Source organism: Isoptericola croceus (genome assembly GCF_029382255.1).
Classification (GTDB): Bacteria; Actinomycetota; Actinomycetes; order Actinomycetales; family Cellulomonadaceae; genus Isoptericola; species Isoptericola croceus.
Map to the genome: position 1 here is coordinate 19,134 of NZ_JARLLG010000012.1, position 21,510 is coordinate 40,643.

The following is a 21,510-nucleotide window of genomic DNA, read 5'->3' on the forward strand; positions in this document are numbered from 1 at the left end:
GTGAACCTCCCTGTCGAATCGACGGCAACTCATTGACAGTATCTCGGCGGCCATCCTACAGTGCAGACGCGTTCGAATTCACGAACGTGTTCACATACGTGAATGGAGTCAATGGTGAATCCACGACTGATCCGCTTCGGCGCCATCGGTGGCGTCGCGGCCCTGGCGGCCAGCGGTCTGGCCGCCTGCTCCTCTTCCGCCAACGTCGGCGGCGACGGTGCCGACGGCACTGACCAGACGCTCGAGGTCTGGACGCGCAGCAACCCCGAGTCCGCGGCGAGCTACCAGTTCGCCTTCGACGCGTTCACCGAGCAGACCGGCATCACCATCGACTACCAGCCGGTGGAAGAGTTCGACACGCAGCTGCAGGCCCGCGCGCAGCAGGGCGACCTGCCGGACGTGTTCGTCAACGACGCCGGCTCGCTCGGCAACTACGCCTCCCAAGGGCTTGTCCTGCCGGTCGACCCGGCCGAGATCGAGGGAAGCGACGCCATCCCGCAGTCCACGTGGGAGGAGAACGTCGGCACCGACGGCACGATCTACGCCGTGCCGTTCTCGCGCCAGGCGGTCGCCACGATGGTGCGCAAGGACTGGCGCGAGGCGCTCGGCCTCGAGCAGCCGACGACCTGGGACGAGCTCACCGAGCTCGCCGAGGCGTTCGCCACCCAGGACCCGGACGGCAACGGCAAGGACGACACCTACGGCATGGTCGTGCCGGGCAGCGCCCAGAGCGGCTACATCTTCCGCTGGGGCGTGCCGTACATCTACCAGGCGGGCGGCGACATCCTCGCCGACAACGGGGACGGGACGTTCACGGCCGTCTTCGACTCTCCCGAGACCGCCACCGCGGTCGAGTGGATCCAGGAGCAGTTCTGCACGCCTGGCGTCGTCGTGCCCGGTTCGGTCAACCTGACGACGGCGGACACGCCGTTCTTCGGGCAGGGGACGGCGGGCATCTACCTCACCGGGCCGTACAACATCTCCACGTTCGACGACCAGGTGGGCGCGGAGAACGTCGAGATCATCCCGATGCCGCAAGGGCCCGCAGGCGTCACGTCGTGGTCCGAGGGCGAGAACATCTACCTCGGCGCGAGCTCCGAGAAGGCCGACCTGCAGAAGCAGCTCGCCGCGTTCCTCGTCACACCCGAGGCGCAGGAGCTCATGATGAAGGCCGAGACCAACGACGACGGCGTCCTGGCCCAGCCCGTGGTGCGCCTGCCCGTCAACGAGAACGTGAACGTCGGCGAGGTGAAGGACGACGAGCGGTGGGACCTCGTGGCTGACGCCTACGCGGACTCGAAGCACTTCCCGTGGTCGATCGACTTCCTCCCGTACCGACAGATCGTCGCCGACGGCATGAACGCCATCGTGGCCGACTGCCACGCCGACGTCGCCGCCGGCGTGGCCTCCGTCAACGAGCAGCTCGCCGCGCAGCTCGAGTCCGACGGGCTGGCCGGATGACCACCCTGTCGGCTCCCCGGGGCACCTCGACCCTCGAACCGCCGCGCGCGGTCGAGGTGCCCTCCGGGGGGCGGTGGTACGCGGTGCGGCGGCAGCTCGTCCCGTGGCTGTTCCTGATCCCCGGCCTGGGCCTGGCGATGCTGTTCAAGTTCGGCCCGATGCTCGAGGGCGTCCGGATGAGCTTCTACAAGGTCCAGCCCTTCTTGGGCGACGAATGGCTCGGCCTCGGGAACTACGCCACCGTCGTGGGCGACCCGCGGTTCATCGACGCGCTGCGGCACACGCTCATCCTCGCGGCGGGGACCACGCTCGGGGCGCTCGTCCTGGGCGGCCTGCTGGCCCTGCTCATGGAGGGCACCTCGCGGCGTCTGTGGGTCGTCCGCACCGCGGTGTTCCTGCCCGTGGTGACGGCGGTCGCCGTCGTCGCCGAGGTCTGGCGGATCATCTTGTTCCCGACCGAGACCGGGTTCGCCAACCAGGCGCTCGGCGTCCTCGGGCTGCCGGCCCAGCAATTCCTCAGCGACCCGAGCTCGGCGCTGCTCTGGGTCATGGTCGTGGGCATCTGGACCGCCGCGCCCTACAACATGGTCATCATCCTGGCCGGGCTGGTCGGGATCGACCGCGTGCTGTACGAGGCGGCCGCCGTCGACGGCATCACGACCCGCCAGCGCCTGCGGTACATCGTGCTGCCCGCGCTGCGGCCCGCGATCAGCGTGGTGCTCACGCTCGCGGCGATCCGCGCGCTGCGCATCTTCACCGAGGTGTACGTGCTCACCGGCGGCGGGCCGGCCGGGTCCACCGAGGTGTGGATGACCCGGACGTTCTCGCTCGGGTTCGACGCCAACAACCTCGGCGTCGCCTCGGCCGCATCCGTCCTGCTGCTCATCGCCACGCTGCTGCTCACCGTGGTCGCACGGACCCTCACACGTCGCAAGGAGGCCTGAGCATGAGCACCGTCGACGACAAGCTCCTCGCACGCGCCGGCCGCCGGCAGACCGACAGCCGTTTCGACAGCGCGCTGGGCTGGCAGCCCGGGTTCCGCGCCTCCAACGCCCTGCGGTTCGGGCTCTGCGCGATCGTCCTGACGATCTTCGCGCTCCCCTTCGTGCTCGTGCTCTCGGGCGCGTTCGACGCCCAGACCGACTCGACGTCGCTGCGGCTGACCCCTGCCGTACCGTCCCTGCTCCCGCTCGAGACGGCGATCTCCCAGGGCGTGCTCGGCTACTTCGCCAACTCGCTCGTGATCGTCGGCGGCGGCCTGGTCATCCAGATCGCCGTCGCCGTCCTCGTGTCCTACGCGCTCGCCCGGCACCGGTTCCGGGGCCAGGCGTTCGTCATGCTGCTCTTCCTCATGACGATGATGCTCCCCGAGGAGATCATCGCGATCCCGCTCTCGCAGGTCATCGGCAACGTCGCGGGCACGGGGATCAGCCTGCGCGGCACACCCTGGGGCGTCATCCTGCCCGTCGCGGTGTGGGGCTTCTCCATCCTGGTCATGACCGAGTTCATGAAGGAGATCCCGCTCGAGATCGAGGAGGCCGCACGCCTCGACGGCGTCGGCGAGCTGCGCATGCTGTGGAGCATCATCCTGCCGCTGTGCAAGCCCGTGCTCGGCGTCGCGACGATCTTCGGCTTCATGATGATCTGGGACCAGTACCTGCTCCCACTCATCGCCGCGGACACTCCGGACGACTACACGCTCACCGTCGCCCTCAGTCTCCTGCGCACCGACGCGCGGGTGGGCACCGGGGTGCTCCTCGTGGGCGCGCTCCTGGCCCTGCTGCCGAGCCTGATCATCTACCTGACGATGCAGCGGTCACTCATCCGCGGCATCGCCTCCGGCGCCACGAAGGGCTGACCTTGAGAATCCGCGACCTGATCGTCACACCGATCGCCTTCAGCGACCCGCCACTGCTCAACGCCGACGGCGTGCACGAGCCGCTCGCGCTGCGCACCATCGTCCAGCTCATCGTGGAAGGAGGCGTGGTCGGGCTCGGTGAGGGCAGCGGCGGCACCGAGGTGGCCGGCCGCGTCGAGCAGGTGCGCTCCGCCGTCGTCGGCCTGTCGGTGTTCGACCTCAACGGCATCGAGGCGGCCGTCAACGCCGCGCTCGGCGGCGACGCCGGCCCGCTGAGCCGGCGCGACCGGCGCGTCGTCTACTCGATGCTCGACGTCGCCGCCCACGACGCGCAGGGCAAGCTCACCGGCCTGCCCGTCGCCGAGCTGCTCGGCGGCCGGGTGCGCGACCGCGTGCCGTACTCGGCGTACCTGTTCTACAAGTGGGCCGGCCACCCGCGCTCGGCGGCGATCGACGACGTCGAGCCCGACGTGTGGGGCGAAGCCCTCGACCCGGTGGGGATCGTCGCCCAGGCGCGCGCCCTGATCGACCGGTACGGCTTCGGCTCGATCAAGCTCAAGGGCGGCGTGTTCCCGCCCGACGAAGAGATCGCCGCGATCCGCGCGCTCGCCGAGGCGTTCCCTGGGCTCCCGCTGCGGATCGACCCCAACGGGGCCTGGACCCACGACACCGCGGTGCGGGTCGCCCGCGAGCTCGACGGGGTGCTCGAGTACCTCGAGGACCCGGTGCTCGGGATCGACGGCATGGCCGCCGTCGCGCGGGAGGTCTCCCAGCCGCTCGCGACGAACATGTGCGTGGTGACGTTCGAGCAGCTCGCCGAGGCGTTCGCCCAGGACGCTGTGCAGATCGTGCTGTCCGACCACCACTACTGGGGCGGGCTGCGGCACACCCGCGAGCTCGCCGCGATCTGCGGCCACTGGGGCGTCGGGGTGTCGATGCACTCGAACTCCCACCTGGGCATCTCGCTCGCGGCAATGACGCACGTCGCCGCCGCGACGCCCGAGCTCGCGTACGCCTGCGACACCCACTACCCGTGGAACCGCGCCGAGGACGTCGTGATGCCCGGCGCCGTCGAGATCGTCGGCGGCGCCGTCGCGGTGCCCACCGCGCCGGGCCTCGGCGTGGTGCTCGACGAGGCCGCGCTCGAGCGCCAGCACCGCGTCTACCTCGACTCCGGACGGACCGCCCGTGACGACACCGGGTACATGCGGAGCTTCGAGCCCACCTACTCGCCCACTCTCCCGAGGTACTGATCCTGATGAGCTTCACGCACGACGTGGCTTCCCCCCGTCCCGCCGCGCCGCCCGCCCGAGACGCCCTCCCTCCGCTGGAGCGGGTGCTGTTCTTCCCTGTGACGCCGTTCGACCACCAGGACCGGATCGACGAGGCGGTCCTGGCCCAGCACGTCGCCGACGGCGTCACGGCGGGGGCGGGCGCCGCTTTCGTGGCGTGCGGCACCGGCGAGTTCCACGCGCTCGCCGTCGACGAGTACCGGACGGTCGTCGACGTCGGACTCGGCGCCGTCCGCGACGCGCGGCGCGCAGGACGCCCCGCGGCGGCCGTGGCCGGTGTGGGCGGTCCTGTCGGCCATGCCCGCCAGTGCGCTCGGATCGCCCAGGAGGCCGGTGCGGAGGCGCTGCTGGTGATGCCGCCCTACCTCGTGTCGGCGCCTCAGGACGGCCTCGTGCGCTACGTCGAGGCCGTCGCGGAGGCGACCGACCTGCCGCTTGTGGCCTACCACCGCGCCAACGCCTGCCTGACCGAGGGATCGGTCGTGCAGTTGCTCGAGAACCCGCAGGTGGCCGGGATCAAAGACGGCGCCGGGGACGTCGCCCTGATGCAACGGTTCGTGCTGGCCGCCCGCCGCGCGGGCCGCGACGACGTGCAGTTCTTCAACGGGCTGCTCACCGCCGAGTCGAGCCAGCTCGCCTACCGGGCGATCGGGGTGCCGCTGTACTCCTCGGCGACGTTCGCGATGGCGCCCGGCATCGCCAACGCCTTCTACGACGCCTACGCGGCTGACGACAGGGAACGGGTGCACGAGCTGCTCGACGGGTTCTACACACCGCTCGTCCGGCTCCGCGACGAGACACCCGGGTTCGCCGTGTCCCTGATCAAGGCGGGACTGCGGTTGCACGGTCTGCCCGTCGGGCCCGTGCGAGCGCCGCTGACCGACCCCAGCCCGACGCAGACCGAAGCCCTCGCCAGGATCCTGGCCCGAGGAGAGGAGCTCTCCGCATGACGATGACCACTCTCGACGGCGTCGACGTCGTCGTCCACGACGCGGCGGCCGCGCAGCCCGCCGCCGCCCGCGCGAGCCGCGACGAGCGCGCCCGCTGGCTGCGCGCCGTCGCCGACGGGCTCGACGCGGCCCGCGACGAGCTGGTCGCTGTCGCGATGCGCGAGACGCACCTGCCGCAGCCCAGGCTCGAGGGCGAGGTGGCGCGCACCACGGGCCAGCTGCGCCTGTTCGCCGACGTGATCCTCGAGGGGTCCTTCCTCGAGGCGATCATCGACCACGCTGACCCGACGGCCGCCCCGCCGCGTCCCGACCTGCGCCGGTGGCTCGTCCCGGTGGGGACCGTCGCGGTGTACGCGGCGTCGAACTTCCCGTTCGCGTTCTCCGTCGCCGGCGGCGACACCGCGTCGGCACTCGCGGCCGGATGCTCCGTCGTCGTCAAGGCGCACCCGGGGCACGAGGTCACCTCGCGGCGCACGGCCGAGGTTGTTTCCGGTGCTTTGAGGGCGGCCAGCGCTCCGGACGGCGTCTTCGGCCTGGTCGAGGGGTTCGACGCCGGGGTCGCGCTCGTCGAGCACCCGGCCGTCGACGCCGGGGCGTTCACCGGGTCGCTGCGCGGCGGGCGGGCGCTCGCGGACCGGGCCGCTGCGCGGCCGCGACCCATCCCGTTCTACGGCGAGCTCGGCAGCCTGAACCCCGTCGTCGTCACGCACGCCGCCGACGCGCGCCGGGGGAGCGAGCTCGCCGCCGGGTTCGCGGGGTCCTTCACGCTGGGCGTGGGACAGTTCTGCACCAAGCCGGGCATCGTCTTCGTGCCCACGGGCTCGCGGCTCGCCGAGGCGCTGCCCGACGCCGTCGGGCGCGAGGCGATGCCCATGCTCACCGAGGGCATAGCTTCGGGCTACACCGCGGGCACCGCGCGGCTCGGCGCGGTCGAGGGTGTGTCGGCGCTTGTCGAACCGGCGGGACCGGGCGGGCCCGGCGTCTTTAGGGTCTCGGCCGAGGGCTTCGTCGCTTCCCACGAGGTCCTCACCGAGGAGGTGTTCGGCCCCGCCACGCTGCTGGTGACCTACGACGACGAGCGCGCGCTGCACGTGGCGCTCGCGGTGCTGCCCGGGTCGCTCACGGCGACGATCCACAGCGAGGACGACGACGACCGGGGTGCGCTCGTCGGCGTGCTGTCAGCCAAGGCCGGGCGCGTGCTGTTCTCCGGCTGGCCCACGGGCGTGGCCGTCACCTGGTCGCAGCACCACGGCGGACCGTGGCCCGCGACGAACACGCAGCACACATCCGTCGGCGCGACCGCCGTGCGCCGGTTCCTGCGCCCGCTGGCGTACCAGGACGCTCCGCCCGACGTCCTGCCCGCGGAACTGCGCGACGACAGCACCGTGCCGCGGCGCGTCGACGGAGTTCTCGTGCCTGGTCGGTAAGCGGCCACCGTCAGGATTGTCCGATGAACAGTGCAGGTGCCGTCATCGGTGGTGCGTACCATGCTCAGCTTCGCGCGGTGTAGGCACCTATTGCGGAGACCGCGACAGTCGTGCGGCCATCGAGTTATCGCTTGGTGATGGTGACCTTGACACTGTCGCCGATGTCCTTGCCGAGGCTCTTGCGAACCTTCGCGTTCAGCGACACCATGTGCCCACCCGTTCCGGTGACCATCGCACCGACGTTCTCAAGCCTCACGTCGTCGATCGTTGCATCGACTCTGACGGTCTTGCCGGTACCGAAGAACTCCGCCGAGTCTGGGATCTCGACGCAACTCCACGTGTCACCTTTGACCTCGACGCCGATCCTTGCCTCGAAGTTCAGCTGTTCTGCACCCATGGCCGACAAGATACCCGTACCCGGGGAAGGAGGGGCGCAAAGCTGGCTGAGGCTCGCAAGGTTGCTTTCGCCGACCCGATGACGTCTTGCCACGCTGCTCGCTACCTACGACGACGGGCCCAGGCCCTATGCGTCCCAGTGTCGACCCTCGTGATTCCACCGGTAGGATGCCGTTCCGTCGACCAACGGGTCTGCGAAAGCGATGACTGCGTCGACAACCTCGGCGAAAGACTCGGGAAGCCGCTCACCGTCGGGTCCGAGGCGTCGCCGGTACGTGCTGTATGTCCCGCTCCGGATAGAGGCGAGGGTACCGATCGCCACCGAGAGCGGCCTGAGCGCCGTGCCGCGGAACCCGGCGGTCGCCTCGAGCGCTTCGCGAGCGCCGGCGTAGGTGACCGACTGTGTGCCCGTCAGGTCGTAGACGTCGGCCCAGTCGCGGACGCGCGTACTTGCCGCGCCGAGCGCGATCGCCGTCGCGAGCTTTTCCGCGAGCACCGTCTCAATCGGGTACCCGCGCACACGGATGTGCTCCTCGCCGTCACGCAAGGAGGGGAGTTCCACCAATCGGGGCGCTGGCGTCACAGGGTCTCCGAAGTTGACATCGAGCTGGATCTTGACCTGTGCGGTCGCGATGCGCGCCTCCATCACGACGCGGACGCCCGCGTACAGGCCGTCGTCGCGGATCGTTGAAGCGCGCACGCTGTCGACGAGATACTCCACACCGTCTCCGGGAATCTCGATGGCGGCGATCTCGGCGACCCGAGAGATGACGGACTCCTGATCCGCGCGCAGATTCCGGGCGAGAGCATCGACGTCCACCGTTGGCCGCCTGGCTCCGAACGCGGCCAGGAGCGCCCTTGAGGATGAAGTCGTCGACGTGCGTGGAGATCGCCAGTCGCGCGAGCCAGCGCTCGACGACGTACATCGTGAGGAGCTCCTGCGTTCCCCGGCGTTCACGGCGAGCACGGTTCTGCAGGTCGAGGTAGGCGCGACCCGCTGCAGTCGTTCTGGTCGGCCGGCTCATCGCGCACTCGCGACGTCGACGGCTGCGCGCACGGGACCGGAGACATCCAGGAGGTGTGCGTACTCCATCAGCAGCGCAGGCTGTGCCTGCGGGGTGGACAGATATCGCTGCAGAGCAATGTGGGCGATCGGCTCGCCGAACCGGTGGCGGAGCCGCATGAGGTCGACCACAGTGCGGGCGGCGTCGTACACCGGCACCGTCTCACCCGGAGCGGCGACGACCGTCGTCCTGCCTAGACCGAACTTGGCGGCTTCGAACCGGAAGACCTCGGTCGGCGGGAAGTCGATCCTCGGGACGTACGCACCTCGCGGCACCGCCAGCTGGACCGCCGCCACGAGCTCGTCGGTGAGCTCGTGGATCGACGCGGCTGACACGCAGCACACGACCCCGTGGGGCGCGCGGAGCGAGACCGCGAGCAGATCAGGGTAGGTGGCTGGCGGTGCGTCGCCGCGGCGGAACACGCCGCGTGAGAGCTCGACGATCTCGCCGCTGTCACGCCAGGCGTAGAGGTCGCGGGGATGCACGCCGGCCTCGCGCGCCACCTTGGTCGTGAAGGTCGCCGGAAGGTTCACGGGCACCTGCCTCATGGATAAAAACCTAGCACAGAGCGGCTAGGCGTGCGTGGTTTTTATCCATCCAGCCGTACAGAGACGCCAGTGTGCTGCCAACGGCGAGGCAACACCTCGAGTGCCGTGATCCCCACCAAGTCACCCCGAGCCTGCCCCCGGGGTCACCAATGCTGGCCCGGGCGATGCTGCTCGATGGAGCGTAGAACCTCGGCTACTTGTAGCGTAGAAGTCCTGCTCGATGTAGCGCCGCCGGTGCCCGCGGCGCTGGTCATCTGCGACCGGCTGTTCGAGCAGTGCGCCTGGCCGCGCTTGCTGTGTCATACCCCCCTGCCAGAGTTATGTTCGGAAGCGAGGCTGTCGCCGTTCCGTCCGCTCTGCATGTGTGTGAAAAGTGGGGGTCGATCCAGGAATGCCGCTGTTCGTCAAGGGGACCCGAACCGCAATGCGGAGCGCCGTTGGCGAGTTTGGAGCCCAGTGGGCCCAGTTGATGTCAATGATCGGTCGACGGAGATCGGACATCCAGATAGGGATGATGGCGGCAGTGGTCATCTATGGCACAATGTTGGCCGCTGTCGTACTTTCTATTCCCTGGGTGATGTTGCGAAGTGCCCGGGGTCAGCAGGATTCGTTCCTTACCCTCGCCTTCATGGGTGCGCTTGCCGTTAGCCTCTGCGCTTTAGCAGTCATCGTGTGGATGGTGGCCCTGATCGTTTCTGCGCTCTTCGCATGGATTGTGAAGATTCCGAAACCGTTCGGGAAGGCTTTTGGCGAGTGCTTTGCATCGTTTCGCCGAATTGCAGAGCGAACCGGTGCCGCAGCGTTGGCCACGTTACTGGCATCGTTTGTTGTCGTAGCATTTGACTCTACGCCGACCATCGCAGGACCTAGCGCTTCTTTGGTCGACGACTTTGGCGCACTGCAGCTGGGAACTGTCGTTGCCCTAGCGTTCGTTGCCGTGTCCTACGAGTGTGTTCGAGTCGTCGAATCCATTTTGCTGGATGTTCCCCCCATCTTCAGGTGGGCAGCTGCGGGGGCCGTCCCTGCGGCACTTGCCGCCACGCTCAACCGTATCGTGACGATCCAGGAGGTCCACGGGAATGTATTGAAACATTGGCTCCCGGCCGCCATCGAGCCTCCAGGGTCTGAGGAAGTGTACGATCGGAGGGAGTTTATCGATCTGGCAATGCAGGGGGTTCCGTCTGTCGAGGCTTTCCATATATGGATTTGGTTTGGCGTGCTATTGAGTATCCGAATGGTTCGCTGCATGAGGGGCTCAAGTGCTCGAAATGTAAGTACGAACTCGGACCGGGCAATGCTGGCCCAATATTGATGGCCACTCGCTTACTCCGGACTATACGCCTCTCGAACCCGCTCGGTGAGGACCAAGCCGCCCGTCGTGACCGCAACAACGCACCGCTCGGCCGCTGACGCACACTGCCGCTCCCCGCTATCAGTGGGCCAGGACCGTGCTCAGGCGCCCTCCCGCAGGAACAGCTCGACGACGGGGATCGCGACGTCGGGTTGCCGCACGGGCAGCCACAGCGTGAGGGTGTCGGCACCGGTGCCGGCGGCGTTGGTCATGTGCGACTCCTGGTCCGTCGGCAGCACCTCCGTAGCGATCTCGGAGGCGTCGTGCAGCAGCTGGGCGTACTCCACCCGTCCGGCGAGCCCGGGCAGGTGCACCGCCTCGAACGGCCACGAGAACAGGTGCAGGTACAGGCGGTTCCCGCGCTGGGTGTACCTGCAGTCCGGTGGCGCCGTGTATGCGGACGGGCCCGCGCCGTGGATCGCCCGGCCGTGGCGCTCCATCCAGCGGCCGATGGCACGCAGAGTCTCCACGGCCACGGGGTCGAGCTCGCCTCGAGCGGTCGGTCCGACGTTGAGCAGCAGGTTCCCGTCCTTGGCGACGGTGTCGACGAGCATCCGCAGGAGCAGGTCGGGCGACTTCGCCGCGGTGTTGTCCCGGTCGTAGCCCCAGCTGCCGTTGATCGTCTGGCACGCCTCCCACAGCGCGGGCCGACCGTCGATCGTGGGCGGCTCCGCCGGCTGGTACTGCTCCGGCGTGAGGTAGTCGCCACCGATGCCGAGCCGGTCGTTGACCAGGATGCCCGGCTGCAGGCGCCGGACCGTCGCGAGCAGCTCCTCGCTGCCCCAGTCCCGCGCGCCCTTGCCTCCCCAGACCGGCGTGCCCTCGTGGACGTGGTCCTCATACGAGAAGTCGAAGAACAGCTGGTCGATGACGCCGTACCGGGTGAGCACCTCGGCGACCTGGGCGTGCAGGTACTCGCGGTAGACGGCGACGTCGCGGGACTCCGCCCGCGCGGCGGCGTCGTCGCGCAGCGGGTGCAGGCCGTCGATCGGGAACTGCGGGTGGTGCCAGTCGATGAGCGAGTGGTAGAGACCGACGCCGAGGCCGCGCTGCCGGAAGGCCGTGGTGAGCGGGCCGATCAGGTCACGTCCCCACGGCGTCGAGGCGACGGAGAAGTCGCCGTACGCGCTGTCCCACAGGCAGAAGCCCTCGTGGTGTTTCGTCGTCACGACGACGTAGCGCATCCCGGCGTCCGCGGCGAGGTCGGCCCAGGCGGCGGGGTCGAACAGGTCCGGCTCGAAGTGGTCGAGGTAGCGCCGGTAGTCGACGTCGGGCGTCCGTTCGCGGTGCCGCATCCACTCGTTGCGGGCAGCGAGGGAGTACAGCCCCCAGTGGATGAACATCCCGAAGCGGCGCTCGCGCATCCGGTCGACGGCCTCGGCGCGCGCGGCGTCGTCGACCGCGACGATCCCCGAGGGGGTCACCGGATCGCCCCCTTCGCGATGTCTCCGATGAACTGCCGAGCCCCGATGAGGAAGACGACCAGCAGCGGCACGACGGCCAGCAGGGCACCGGCCATGATCATCCCGTAGTCCTGGCCGAACGCCGACTTGAGCTGCGCCAGCGCCACCTGCAGCGTGACCCGGTCCGGATCGGTCAAGACTGTCAGCGGCCACATGTAGTCGTTCCACGTCGAGATGAAGGTGAACAGCCCGAGGAATCCCAGGCCCGGTCGGATCAGCGGCAGGCACACGGTCACGTACTGGCGCATGAAGCCGGCGCCGTCGATCACGGAGGCGTCCATCAGCTCGTCGGGAACAGCGGAGCTGATGTACTGGCGCAGCCAGAAGATGCCGAAGGCGTTGGCGGCCGCGGGGATGATGAGCGCGTGCAGGTGCCCGACCCAGCCCAGGTTCACCATCGTGATGAACTGCGGGATGATGGCCAGCTGCATCGGCAGCATGAACATCACGAGCACGAGCGTGAACAGCGCGTTGCGGCCCGGGAAGTCGAACTTCGCGAACGCGAAGGCCGCCAGCGAGTCGAAGAAGAGCACCAGGAACGTGACGGAGACCGCCACCACGACGGTGTTCGCCAGCGGTGCGAAGAAGTCGACCCTGTCGAAGACCTTGCCGATGTTCTCCACGAGGTGGCCGCCGGGGAGGAGCTTGGGCGGCGACCGGTAGATGTCGCTCGTGGTGTTGCTCGCGATCACTGCGAGCCAGTAGAGCGGGAAGACGGAGACCAGGGCGCCGGACGTCAGCATCAGGTAGAGCCCCACCTGACGACGACGGCGTCTGCCGGGCGGCGCGGGACGCTCGGGGAGCGCGCTCGAGCTCGCTGTTGAGGGTTCTGACGTGACGGTGGCGCTCATCGCGTCGGGTCCTCTCTCTTGACGCTGTAGCGCCAGCTGATGATCACGAAGACGAGGATGATGAGGAAGATCCCCCACGCGATCGCGGCGCCGTAGCCGAGCTTGTTGTAGCTGAAGGCCTGCTGGTAGAAGTACAGGACCATCGTGAGAGCGCCTTGGCCGGCCCCTCCGCTGTTGGGGTTCGTGGTGCTGGCGCTGCTCGTGAGCACCTGTGCCTCGGTGAAGCTCTGCAGCCCCGTGATGATCGACACGATGAGGACGAAGATGATCGTCGGGCGCAGCAGCGGGATCGTGATGGAGAAGAAGCTCCGGACCGGGCCGGCGCCGTCCATTGTCGCCGCCTCGTAGACCTCGCTGCTGATGGACTGCATGCCCGCGAGGAAGATGATCGCGTTGTATCCGGTCCACTGGTACGTGATGAGGATGGACACGGTGAGCTGGAGGCCGAACGGAGTGGAGAACCATCGGAAGTCCGGCAGGCCGAGCCCGTTGAGGAGTGCGTTGGCAAGCCCGAACGTCTCGCCGAAGATCGCGCCGAAGAGGATCGCCATCGCGACCACCGACGTGATGTTCGGCACGAAGTAGGCGATCCGCAGGGTCGTGCTGTAGCGCACGGCGTTGTTGAGCATCGCGGCCACGGCCAGCGCGATGATCATCATCGGGATCGTCGAGAGGGCGAAGATGATGAACGTGTTGCGCACCGAGAGCCAGAACGTCGCGTCGGAGAAGAGCCGCACGTAGTTGTCGACGCCGACCCATTCCGCGGAACCGAGGCCGTTCCACTTCTGGAAGGACAGGACGAGGGAGGACGCCGTCGGGTAGAGGCCGAAGCACAGGAAGAGGATGAAGAACGGCGCGATCGCGACGTACATCGGCCAGACCGGAGTGGTCCGACGCCGGCTGGGGCGCGTCGAGGCGCGCGCCCCAGCCGTCACCGTGCGAGCGGTGAGCGTCACGAGGACTCCAGCGCCGCCTTGGCCGCGGCCACGGCGGCGGCCCACGCCTGGTCAGGGTCCTTGCCGTTCTGCACGTTGCCCAGCTCCGTGTAGTAGGGGGCGGAGACCTCGTTGTCGAGCGGGCTGTTGTAGACGATCGGCATGTTCTCCGAGGCCTCGGCGAACACCGCAACCGTGTCCTGACCGCCGAAGAAGTCGTCGCCGTCGTGCAGGCCGGGCTCGTCGAAGGCCGTGGTGCGGGCCGGGAAGTTGCCGGTCTCGGTGTACATGACGGCCTCGTTCTCGGGGCTCAGCAGAGCCTTGATGACCTCGAGCGCCGCCGCCTTGTCCTCGGTGGCGGCGGGGATCGTCAGGAACGAGCCGCCGATGTTCGCAGGCCCGCCGGGCGTCTGCGTGACGTGCCACAGGCCGGCGGTGTCGGCCGCGCTGCCCTTGATGTCGCCGGCGTACCACGCCGCACCCACCAGCGTCGGCAGGGCGCCTGCGTTGACCGCGGAGGCCCAGTCGGGGCTGCCGTCCTCGAGCCCGGCCACCAGGCCGCGGTCCCGGGCCTCGATCGCGAGGTCCCAGGCGTGGCGCACGGCGTCGCTCTCACCGAGGAACTCGCCGTCGGGGCTCACGAACTTGGTCTCGCTCTGGCCCATGACCATGCCGAAGAGGCCCCCCATCGAGACCTGGAGGTGGGCACCCGTCGCCTCCTTGAGCTGCTCGCCGAAGGTGAAGTAGTCCTCCCAGGTCGAGGTCGCGGCCGCGAGCTCGGCAGGGTCGGTGGGCAGGCCTGCGTCCGCCAGGATGTCCTCGCGGTAGAACAGCCCCGTCGGGCCGATGTCGATCGGCAGACCGAGCAGCTTCCCGTCCGCCGTGGTGGCCTCGGCGAGCTTCCACTCCGGGAACTCCCCGACGATGTCGTCGATGCCGAGCTCGTTCAGGTCGGTGAACAGATCCGGCTCCTGCAGGAAGTAGGGCATGTCCTCGCCCTTGACGCCGGTGATGTCGGGAATGTTGGAGCGGGCCGTGAAGCTCGTGAGCAGCTTGTTCTTGAAGTCGTCGCCGATGACCGACACCTTGAGGTCCCCGCCGGCGTACTCGTCCGTGACCGTCTCGACGACGGTCTCGCTCAGGCCGCCGGGCCAGATCCACAGGCTTAGCGACCCGTCGCCGTCGCCCGAGCCCCCGTCGGCGGGCTGGGCGCTCGAGCAGGCCGTCAGGCCCAGGGAGAGTGCGGCGGCCGCCGCGAGCGCCGCGGCCGGGGCGCGTGAGGTCGTGTGTCTCATGGGGTTCTTCTCCTGTGTCTCTTCGGTCGAGTCGTTCGGTGAGATGGGACGGTGCCCGCGGGTCACCGGTACGGGTCGCGGAGGAAGGCGAACCGCGAGGCGCGGGCGGTGTCTGGGTGCTGGTCGAGCCAGCGGACGAGGTCCGCGCGCGTAGGTGCGGTGGAGGCACCGCCTGGACGAGACACCGTGACCGCCGCGGCCAGCGCGGCGAAGTCGACGCGCTCGCGCAGCGTCCAGTCGCGCAGCGTCGCCACCGCGAGCGCGGCGACGAACACGTCGCCGGCACCGGTCACGTCGACGGCGTCGACCGGGACGGGCTCGACCCGGACCCGTTCGCCCGTGGCGGCGTCGAGCGCCAGGACGCCCCGTGCGCCGAGGGTGACGACGCTGAGGGGGACGCGCGAGGACAGTGCCTCCAGCGCCTGCTCGGGGGTCTCGGTCCGGGTGAACGCCATGGCCTCGGCATCGTTGGGGACGAAGGCGTAGCAGCCGTCGAGGCCGTCGAGGACGGTGGTGTCCCAGGCTCCGGTGCCGTCCCAGCCGAGGTCCGCGAACACCTTCGCGCCGCGGTCGGCGAGCGGGCGGACGACGTCGTGCGTCGTGTCGTCGACGTGGACGATGGCGACGCGGGGCCGGATATCAGGATCGAGTATCTCGGCAAGCTCACGCGGTGCGGGGGTCCCGCCGGTCACGAGGGCGCGGTCGCCGTCGAAGCCCAGCGAGGCCGTGACCGGCAGCGACCACCCGGCCATGGTGCGCAGCCCCGAGATGTCGACGCCCTCGTGCTCGAGACGCTCGGTGCACAACACGCTGAGCGGGTCGTCCCCGACGACGGCACTGATCGCCGCCGACGCTCCGAGCCGCGCGGAGACCATTGCCATGTTGGCGATGCCGCCGGGTCCCCAGCCGAAGTCGGCGGTCCACTCCTCCTCGCCCGGCCGCGGGCTGCCGCGCAGGCCGGCGAAGACGACATCGAGGAACAGCTGGCCGACCACGAGGGTGTCCGGCTGAGAGCGCCGGGGGGTGGCCACGTCAGCTCGAACCGTCGTCCGAACGGGTGGTGCCACGCGTGCGCCCTGACCGCCGCCGTCGATGTGCATCCATCCTCCTCGTGGGAAGCCCGGTCCGTAAGGAGTAGCACAGCTGTGCGCGAAAATCTATAGATTCTGAGTGTTGCGATTCGATAACTGAGCGAAATTGAGCGAATGTGATAGCGTGCTTCGCGTGAGAGACCTACGAGAGCGCGTCATCCTCGAGCACCTTCGCAAGGTGGGGGTCGCGACGGTGACCGAGCTCGCCACCGTGACGGGGTCGAGCGTCGCCACGATCCGCCGTGACCTGCAGCAGCTCGACCGGACGGGGGCGGTTCGGCGAGCTCACGGCGGCGCCGTGCTCGGGGAGCAGGACGCCCCGTTCGCCAGCGTCGTGCCGGTCAACCGCGACGCGAAGCGACGCATCGCGGCGCGCGCCGCCGAGCTGATCCAGGACGGTGAGTCGGTCCTCCTCGACATCGGGACGACCACGCTGCATCTCGCACGAATCCTGCTGGACCGGCAGGTCACCGTCATCACCGCGAGTCTCGCGATCTACGACGCGCTGCGGGACAGTCACAGCGCGCACCTGGTGATGCTGCCCGGGGACTACGACCCCGTCTACCGGTCGGTCTCGGGCCCGTTGACGACCGAGTGCCTGCGCTTGATCCGCGCGGATCACGCGTTCCTGGGAGTGAGCGGCGTGTCGACCAACGGCGACCTGCGTGACACCACCATGGCTCAGGTGCCCATCAAGCAGGCGATCTCCGAGGTCTCGTCCGAGCTCACCGTGCTGGCCGACCACAGCAAGTTCCCCGGCACCGGCGTCGGCCGCGTCACGCTCCCGCCCAACGTGGCCCGGTTCATCACGGACGACGAGATTCCCGAGCAGACCGCGAGCGCCCTCGCCGCCCAGCAGGTGGAGGTCGTCGTCGTATGAGGCTCACGATGGTCGGCGGCGGAGGGTTCCGTACCCCGCTCGTCTACGCCGCGCTGCTGCGCGACCGCGAGCCCGGGCGGGTGACATCGGTGGCGCTCGTCGACACGGACGACGACCGGCTGCGGACCATGGCCCGCATCCTGGCGGCTCAGGCCGACGGCGTCGACGACGCACCGACCGTGACCACCCACACGGACGCGGCCGAGGGTCTGCGCGGGGCCGACTTCGTGTTCTCCGCGATCCGCGTCGGCGGCCTCGAAGGCCGCGCTCACGACGAGCTCATCGGCCTGGCCCACGGCGTGATCGGGCAGGAGACGGTGGGCTTCGGCGGTGTCTCATACGCCCTGCGCACGCTGCCGACGGTCATGCACCTGGCCGACCTGATCAAGCGGATGGCGCCCGACGCCTGGGTCATCAACTTCACGAACCCCGCCGGACTGGTCACCGAGGCCATGTCGCACGTGCTGGGGAACCGGGTCATCGGCATCTGCGACTCCCCGATCGGGCTCGCCCGTCGCGCGCTGCTGGCGCTGGGGCTCGAGGTCGGTCCGGACGTCGAGGTGGACTACGCAGGGCTCAACCATCTCGGCTGGGTCACGGGTCTGCGGGTCGACGGCGTCGACCGCCTGCCCGAGCTGCTCGAGCGTCCGCGGCAGATCGAGTCGTTCGAGGAGGGGCGGCTCTTCGGCGCCGAGTGGATCCGGATCCTCGGTGCGCTGCCGAACGAGTACCTGCACTACTACTCCTCGAGGCGAGAGGTGCTCCACTCCGACCAGCTCGCCTCCCGCACGCGGGCCCGCTACCTCCTCGAGCAGCAGAACCGGTTCTGGGAGGACGCAGGGCGTGCACCGAGCCCCCTCGCGGTCTGGGAGGCGGCACGACTCGACCGCGAGACCACGTACATGGCGACCAACCGTGACTCCGCGGGCATGGGGGAGCGCGACGAGGAGGACCTGGTCTCGGGCGGCTACGAGGACGTCGCGATCGCGCTGATGCGCGCGATCGCGCACGACGAACGCTCGCGTCTCATCCTCAATGTGCCGAACGCCGGCACGATCGACTGGCTCGACGACGACGCCGTCGTCGAGGTCCCGTGCATCGTCGACGCCGCGGGCGCTCACCCGATCGCCGGGGCGAGGGTGCCCGACTTCGGCCGCGGACTCGTGACGACCGTCAAGTATGTCGAGCGCCAGACGATCCTCGCGGGGCTCAGCGGCTCCCGGCCGGCGGCACTGAGGGCCCTGGCCCACCACCCGCTCATCGACTCGGTCCAGGTGGCACGGGCGCTGCTCGACGGCGCCCGCGCCACGTTCCCGGAGCTGTCCTACCTCGCCTGAACCGCAGAGTCACACGCCCACCACCGCCTGAGGCCACATCGAGAGGCACACGCCGTGCACCAGAACCAGCAGCTCGTCGAGGAGCGCATCCAACGGGTGCTGACCGAGCGCATCGTCCCTGCCATCTACTCGGCCCGGGTGCCCGTGACCCTCTCCGCCTGGGAGGTGCCCGACGAGCCGGTCCCGGTCACCGAGGCGCTGCGCGCCACGTACACGGACTTCGCCGTCGGGCGCCCGTGGGGAAGGGCGTGGTCGACGTGGTGGTTCCAGGTCACGGGGACGGTGCCCGCCGAGTGGGCCGGACGGACGGTCGAGCTGGTCATCGACCCGGGATTCCAGGGCGACTGGCCGGGCAACCAGGCGGAGGGCCTGGTGTTCACGCCCGACGGCATCGCGGTCAAGGGCATCCACCCGCGGAACTCCTACGTCCCGGTCGCCGACGAGGCCGCAGGAGGCGAGCGCGTGCACCTCTTCCTCGAGGCCGCCGCCAACCCGGACATCCTCAAGAACGACTTCGTACCCACCGTCTACGGGGAGAAGTCGACCGCCCCGGTGGACCCGATCTACACCTTCGCGACTGCCGATCTCGCTGTGCTCGAGCCCGAGGTGTGGGCCCTGCGCTTCGACGTCGAGGTCCTCTACCAGCTCCTCAAGGAGCTGCCCGAGACCGACCCGCGACGGCACGAGCTGCTGCGCGCCCTCGAGCGGGCGCTCGACGTGCTGCTGCTCGACGACGTCGTGGGCACGGCGGCCGCGGCCCGGGCAGAGCTCGCGGACGTGCTCACCCAGCCCGCGAACGCCTCCGCGCACGTGCTCAGCGGCGTCGGGCACGCCCACATCGACACGGCGTGGCTGTGGCCGATCCGCGAGACGAAGCGCAAGGTCGGGCGGACGTTCTCCAACGTGCTCAAGCTGGCCGAGCAGTACCCGGACTTCCGGTTCGCGGCGTCGTCCGCGCAGCAGTACGCGTGGGTCAAGGAGCGGTACCCGGACGTCTGGCAGGGGATCAAGGACGCCGTCGAGCGGGGCCAGTGGTTCGTGGTGGGCTCGCAGTGGATCGAGCCGGACGGCAACATCCCGGGCGGCGAGGCCATGGTCCGTCAGCTGACGCAGGGCCTGCGCTTCTTCGAGCGTGAGCTGGGCGTCACCACCAGGGGCATCTGGATGCCCGACTCCTTCGGCTACTCCGCCGCTCTTCCCCAGATCGCCCGGCTCGCCGGCGCCGAGTGGTTCCTCACGCAGAAGATCTCCTGGAACCAGACGAACAGGTTCCCGCACCACACCTTCTGGTGGGAGGGTATCGACGGGAGCCGCATCTTCACCCACTTCCCGCCGATCGACACGTACAACTCGACGCTCGAGGCCGAAGAGCTGCACCACGCGGTCCGCGAGTTCCGCGAGAAGGGAAGGGCGACGACGTCGCTCGTGCCGTTCGGCTACGGCGACGGCGGCGGCGGGCCGACCCGCGAGATGCTGGAGCGCCAGCGCCGGGTCGCGAACCTCGAGGGTTCGCCGCGGGTGCAGATCGAGAGTCCGGACGACTTCTTCGCCCGCGCCCGCGGCGAGTACCCGGACGCGCCGGTGTGGGTCGGCGAGCTCTACCTCGAGCTGCACCGGGGGACGTTCACCTCGCACGCCCGGGAGAAGCGCGGCAACCGTCTCGTCGAGCACCGGCTGCGCGAGGCGGAGCTCTGGTGGACGGCGGCATCCCTGCAGGGCGCCGAGTACCCGTACGACGCGTTCGAGCGGCTGTGGCAGACCACGCTCGTGCAGCAGTTCCACGACATCCTGCCGGGCTCGTCGATCGCCTGGGTGCACCGGGAGAACGAGGAGGAGTACGGCCAGAGCCTCGCCCGGCTCGACGCCCTGATCGAGCACGCGCTCAAGCACCTCGAGGCCGACGGCGCGGTCGTCAACGCGGCCGACCACCGCCGCGTCGAGCTCGTGCTCGACGAGCACGGCGCGCCGGCCGGCCTGGTGAGCGTGCCCGGCCACGGGATGGCGCCGTTCGAGCCTTGGGAGCCGGCCCATCCCGTGACGGCCGGGCGCGACGGCGAGGACATCGTCCTGCGCAACGACCTGGTGCAGGTGCGCATCGACGCACAGGGACTGGTGACCTCGATCCTCGACCGGCGGGCGGACCGCGAGCTCGTGCCCGCCGGGCGCGCGGCCAACCTGCTCCAGCTCCACCAGGACCTGCCGAACGCGTGGGACGCCTGGGACATCGACGCGCACTACCGGCACACCCTGCGCGACCTCGTCGACGTCGAGTCGATCAGCGTCGTCGAGAGCGGGCCGCTGCGGGCGCGCGTCGAGGTCGTGCGCGCGTTCGGGGCGTCCCGGGTGACGCAGCGGATCGCCATGCATGCCGACGATGCCCGCGTGCACCTCGAGGCGGAGCTGGACTGGCACGAGGGGGAGAAGCTGCTCAAGGCCGCGCTGCCCTTCGTCGTCCACGCGCAGCACCACTCGGCGGAGATCCAGTTCGGGCACGTGCGCCGGCCGACGCACACGAACACGTCCTGGGACGACGCGCGGTTCGAGGTCATGGCGCACCGGTGGGTGCACGTCGAGGAGCCGGGCTACGGCATCGGCGTCGTCAACGCCGGGACGTACGGCCACGACATCACCCGGCGCGTCGGCGAGGACGGCCAGGTCGAGACCGAGGTCCGGCTGAGCCTCGTGCGTGCCGCGAGGTCGCCGGACCCGCACCAGGACCAGGGTCACCACATCTTCACCTACGCCGTCGTGCCCGGCGCATCCGTCGGTGACGCGGTCGCCGCGGGGTACGAGCTGAACCTGCCGCTGCGCCTCGCCGCGGGCACGGCCGCGCGGCCGCTCGACCCCTGGAGCGTCGTGACGAGCTCGGACCCGGGCGTGCGCATCGAGGCGGTCAAGCTCGCCGACGACCGCTCGGGCGACGTCGTCGTCCGGGTCTACGAGGCCCTCGGACGGCGCGCACGGGCGACGGTGTCCGCCGGCTTCGACGTCGCGGACGTCTGGGAGGTCGGCCTCACCGAGCAGCCTCTGGCCGAGGGCATGCCCCGCGCGCGCTCGCTGGACCGCGAGGGACGCCGGATCACCATGGGGCTGCGTCCCTTCCAGATCGTGACGCTGAGGATCGCCCGGGCCGACGTCACGCCCTGAAGGGCACGTCCCGCACACATGAACCGGTATGCCGAATCGCTGCCGATGTCGACGTCGGCGGCGACCTGGTCCGAGGGGGACGCAGCAGGACGCGGGGTCTGGCGACATGGTCGGTGGACGCCCTCTAGAGTTGGGCGGGGCCGATGGTGACGTCACCATCGGTG

At 69.6% G+C, this 21,510-nt stretch carries 18 protein-coding genes; 10 read left to right on the forward strand and 8 right to left on the reverse strand.

Going from position 1 to position 21,510, the window contains the following annotated elements; translation table 11 throughout:
- Positions 1 to 111 precede the first annotated feature (111 nt).
- The 6 genes from PZC42_RS18760 to PZC42_RS18785 are packed head-to-tail and all read left to right on the forward strand — an operon-like array spanning position 112 to position 6,988.
- A complete protein-coding gene (locus PZC42_RS18760) occupies positions 112 to 1,461 on the forward strand; it encodes an ABC transporter substrate-binding protein (RefSeq protein ID WP_277213301.1) in 1,350 nt (449 codons plus the stop codon).
- Positions 1,458 to 2,405 (forward strand): carbohydrate ABC transporter permease, encoded by a 948-nt coding sequence (locus tag PZC42_RS18765; RefSeq protein WP_277213302.1) that lies wholly within the window; start codon positions 1,458 to 1,460, stop codon positions 2,403 to 2,405. Before PZC42_RS18760 ends, PZC42_RS18765 begins: the two co-directional genes overlap by 4 nt.
- 2 nt (positions 2,406 to 2,407) lie before the next feature.
- Positions 2,408 to 3,319 carry a carbohydrate ABC transporter permease gene (locus PZC42_RS18770; RefSeq protein ID WP_277213304.1) on the forward strand — a complete coding sequence of 304 codons (912 nt, stop codon included), beginning with the start codon at positions 2,408 to 2,410 and terminating at the stop codon, positions 3,317 to 3,319.
- 2 nt (positions 3,320 to 3,321) lie between these two features.
- The gene (locus tag PZC42_RS18775; RefSeq protein ID WP_277213306.1) at positions 3,322 to 4,572 is read left to right on the forward strand and encodes an enolase C-terminal domain-like protein; all 1,251 of its coding nucleotides are present in this window, start codon (positions 3,322 to 3,324) and stop codon (positions 4,570 to 4,572) included.
- Between the two features lie 5 nt (positions 4,573 to 4,577).
- Positions 4,578 to 5,561, forward strand: coding sequence for a 5-dehydro-4-deoxyglucarate dehydratase (locus PZC42_RS18780; RefSeq protein WP_277213308.1), 984 nt, complete (start codon positions 4,578 to 4,580; stop codon positions 5,559 to 5,561).
- Positions 5,558 to 6,988: an aldehyde dehydrogenase (NADP(+)) gene (locus PZC42_RS18785; RefSeq protein ID WP_277213309.1), complete on the forward strand. Its 1,431-nt coding sequence runs from the start codon at positions 5,558 to 5,560 to the stop codon at positions 6,986 to 6,988. Before PZC42_RS18780 ends, PZC42_RS18785 begins: the two co-directional genes overlap by 4 nt.
- A 124-nt stretch (positions 6,989 to 7,112) precedes the next feature.
- Here PZC42_RS18785 and PZC42_RS18790 read toward each other — a convergent pair whose 3' ends face one another.
- The 3 genes from PZC42_RS18790 to PZC42_RS18800 form a co-directional block, all read right to left on the reverse strand.
- Entirely contained in the window at positions 7,113 to 7,385 is a 273-nt protein-coding gene (locus PZC42_RS18790) for a DUF1905 domain-containing protein (protein WP_277213311.1), read from the reverse strand.
- 126 nt (positions 7,386 to 7,511) lie between these two features.
- A complete protein-coding gene (locus PZC42_RS18795; RefSeq protein WP_277213312.1) occupies positions 7,512 to 8,204 on the reverse strand; it encodes a nucleotidyl transferase AbiEii/AbiGii toxin family protein in 693 nt (230 codons plus the stop codon).
- A gap of 201 nt (positions 8,205 to 8,405) precedes the next feature.
- Positions 8,406 to 8,996 carry a type IV toxin-antitoxin system AbiEi family antitoxin domain-containing protein gene (locus PZC42_RS18800; RefSeq protein ID WP_277213314.1) on the reverse strand — a complete coding sequence of 197 codons (591 nt, stop codon included), beginning with the start codon at positions 8,994 to 8,996 and terminating at the stop codon, positions 8,406 to 8,408.
- A 391-nt stretch (positions 8,997 to 9,387) separates the two neighbouring features.
- Here PZC42_RS18800 and PZC42_RS18805 point away from each other — a divergent pair, with 391 nt between their 5' ends.
- Complete coding sequence (locus PZC42_RS18805) at positions 9,388 to 10,308, forward strand: hypothetical protein (RefSeq protein WP_277213316.1); 921 nt, start codon at positions 9,388 to 9,390, stop codon at positions 10,306 to 10,308.
- 140 nt (positions 10,309 to 10,448) lie between these two features.
- On the opposite strand, the gene PZC42_RS18810 is transcribed toward PZC42_RS18805, so the two are convergent.
- The 5 genes from PZC42_RS18810 to PZC42_RS18830 form a co-directional block, all read right to left on the reverse strand.
- Positions 10,449 to 11,771 (reverse strand): alpha-L-fucosidase, encoded by a 1,323-nt coding sequence (locus PZC42_RS18810; protein ID WP_277213318.1) that lies wholly within the window; start codon positions 11,769 to 11,771, stop codon positions 10,449 to 10,451.
- Entirely contained in the window at positions 11,768 to 12,661 is an 894-nt protein-coding gene (locus tag PZC42_RS18815) for a carbohydrate ABC transporter permease (protein ID WP_277213320.1), read from the reverse strand. Before PZC42_RS18815 ends, PZC42_RS18810 begins: the two co-directional genes overlap by 4 nt.
- Positions 12,658 to 13,617 carry a carbohydrate ABC transporter permease gene (locus PZC42_RS18820; RefSeq protein WP_277213323.1) on the reverse strand — a complete coding sequence of 320 codons (960 nt, stop codon included), beginning with the start codon at positions 13,615 to 13,617 and terminating at the stop codon, positions 12,658 to 12,660. Before PZC42_RS18820 ends, PZC42_RS18815 begins: the two co-directional genes overlap by 4 nt.
- Positions 13,614 to 14,891, reverse strand: coding sequence for an ABC transporter substrate-binding protein (locus PZC42_RS18825; RefSeq protein WP_277213325.1), 1,278 nt, complete (start codon positions 14,889 to 14,891; stop codon positions 13,614 to 13,616). The genes PZC42_RS18820 and PZC42_RS18825 overlap by 4 nt, the downstream gene beginning before the upstream one ends.
- Before the next feature lie 62 nt (positions 14,892 to 14,953).
- On the reverse strand, positions 14,954 to 15,922 hold the full coding sequence (locus PZC42_RS18830) for a carbohydrate kinase family protein (protein WP_277213326.1): 969 nt from the start codon (positions 15,920 to 15,922) through the stop codon (positions 14,954 to 14,956).
- Positions 15,923 to 16,115: 193 nt separating this feature from the next.
- On the opposite strand from PZC42_RS18830, the gene PZC42_RS18835 reads away from it, so the two are divergent.
- Genes PZC42_RS18835 through PZC42_RS18845 form a run of 3 tightly spaced genes read left to right on the forward strand, consistent with a single transcriptional unit; the run spans position 16,116 to position 21,346 of the window.
- Positions 16,116 to 16,862: a DeoR/GlpR family DNA-binding transcription regulator gene (locus PZC42_RS18835; protein WP_277213327.1), complete on the forward strand. Its 747-nt coding sequence runs from the start codon at positions 16,116 to 16,118 to the stop codon at positions 16,860 to 16,862.
- A complete protein-coding gene (locus PZC42_RS18840; protein ID WP_277213329.1) occupies positions 16,859 to 18,199 on the forward strand; it encodes a 6-phospho-beta-glucosidase in 1,341 nt (446 codons plus the stop codon). Before PZC42_RS18835 ends, PZC42_RS18840 begins: the two co-directional genes overlap by 4 nt.
- Positions 18,200 to 18,253: 54 nt before the next feature.
- Positions 18,254 to 21,346, forward strand: coding sequence for an alpha-mannosidase (locus tag PZC42_RS18845; protein WP_277213331.1), 3,093 nt, complete (start codon positions 18,254 to 18,256; stop codon positions 21,344 to 21,346).
- Positions 21,347 to 21,510 lie beyond the last annotated feature (164 nt).

Excerpts from the sequence above, each read along its gene's own strand:
- PZC42_RS18760 (WP_277213301.1), top strand. The coding sequence starts at position 112 with ATGGTGAATCCACGACTGATCCGCTTCGGCGCCATCGGTGGCGTCGCG.
- PZC42_RS18765 (WP_277213302.1), top strand. The coding sequence starts at position 1,458 with ATGACCACCCTGTCGGCTCCCCGGGGCACCTCGACCCTCGAACCGCCG.
- PZC42_RS18770 (WP_277213304.1), top strand. The coding sequence starts at position 2,408 with ATGAGCACCGTCGACGACAAGCTCCTCGCACGCGCCGGCCGCCGGCAG.
- PZC42_RS18780 (WP_277213308.1), top strand. The coding sequence starts at position 4,578 with ATGAGCTTCACGCACGACGTGGCTTCCCCCCGTCCCGCCGCGCCGCCC.
- PZC42_RS18785 (WP_277213309.1), top strand. The coding sequence starts at position 5,558 with ATGACGATGACCACTCTCGACGGCGTCGACGTCGTCGTCCACGACGCG.
- PZC42_RS18790 (WP_277213311.1), bottom strand. The coding sequence starts at position 7,385 with ATGGGTGCAGAACAGCTGAACTTCGAGGCAAGGATCGGCGTCGAGGTC.
- PZC42_RS18800 (WP_277213314.1), bottom strand. The coding sequence starts at position 8,996 with ATGAGGCAGGTGCCCGTGAACCTTCCGGCGACCTTCACGACCAAGGTG.
- PZC42_RS18805 (WP_277213316.1), top strand. The coding sequence starts at position 9,388 with ATGCCGCTGTTCGTCAAGGGGACCCGAACCGCAATGCGGAGCGCCGTT.
- PZC42_RS18815 (WP_277213320.1), bottom strand. The coding sequence starts at position 12,661 with ATGAGCGCCACCGTCACGTCAGAACCCTCAACAGCGAGCTCGAGCGCG.
- PZC42_RS18825 (WP_277213325.1), bottom strand. The coding sequence starts at position 14,891 with ATGAGACACACGACCTCACGCGCCCCGGCCGCGGCGCTCGCGGCGGCC.
- PZC42_RS18840 (WP_277213329.1), top strand. The coding sequence starts at position 16,859 with ATGAGGCTCACGATGGTCGGCGGCGGAGGGTTCCGTACCCCGCTCGTC.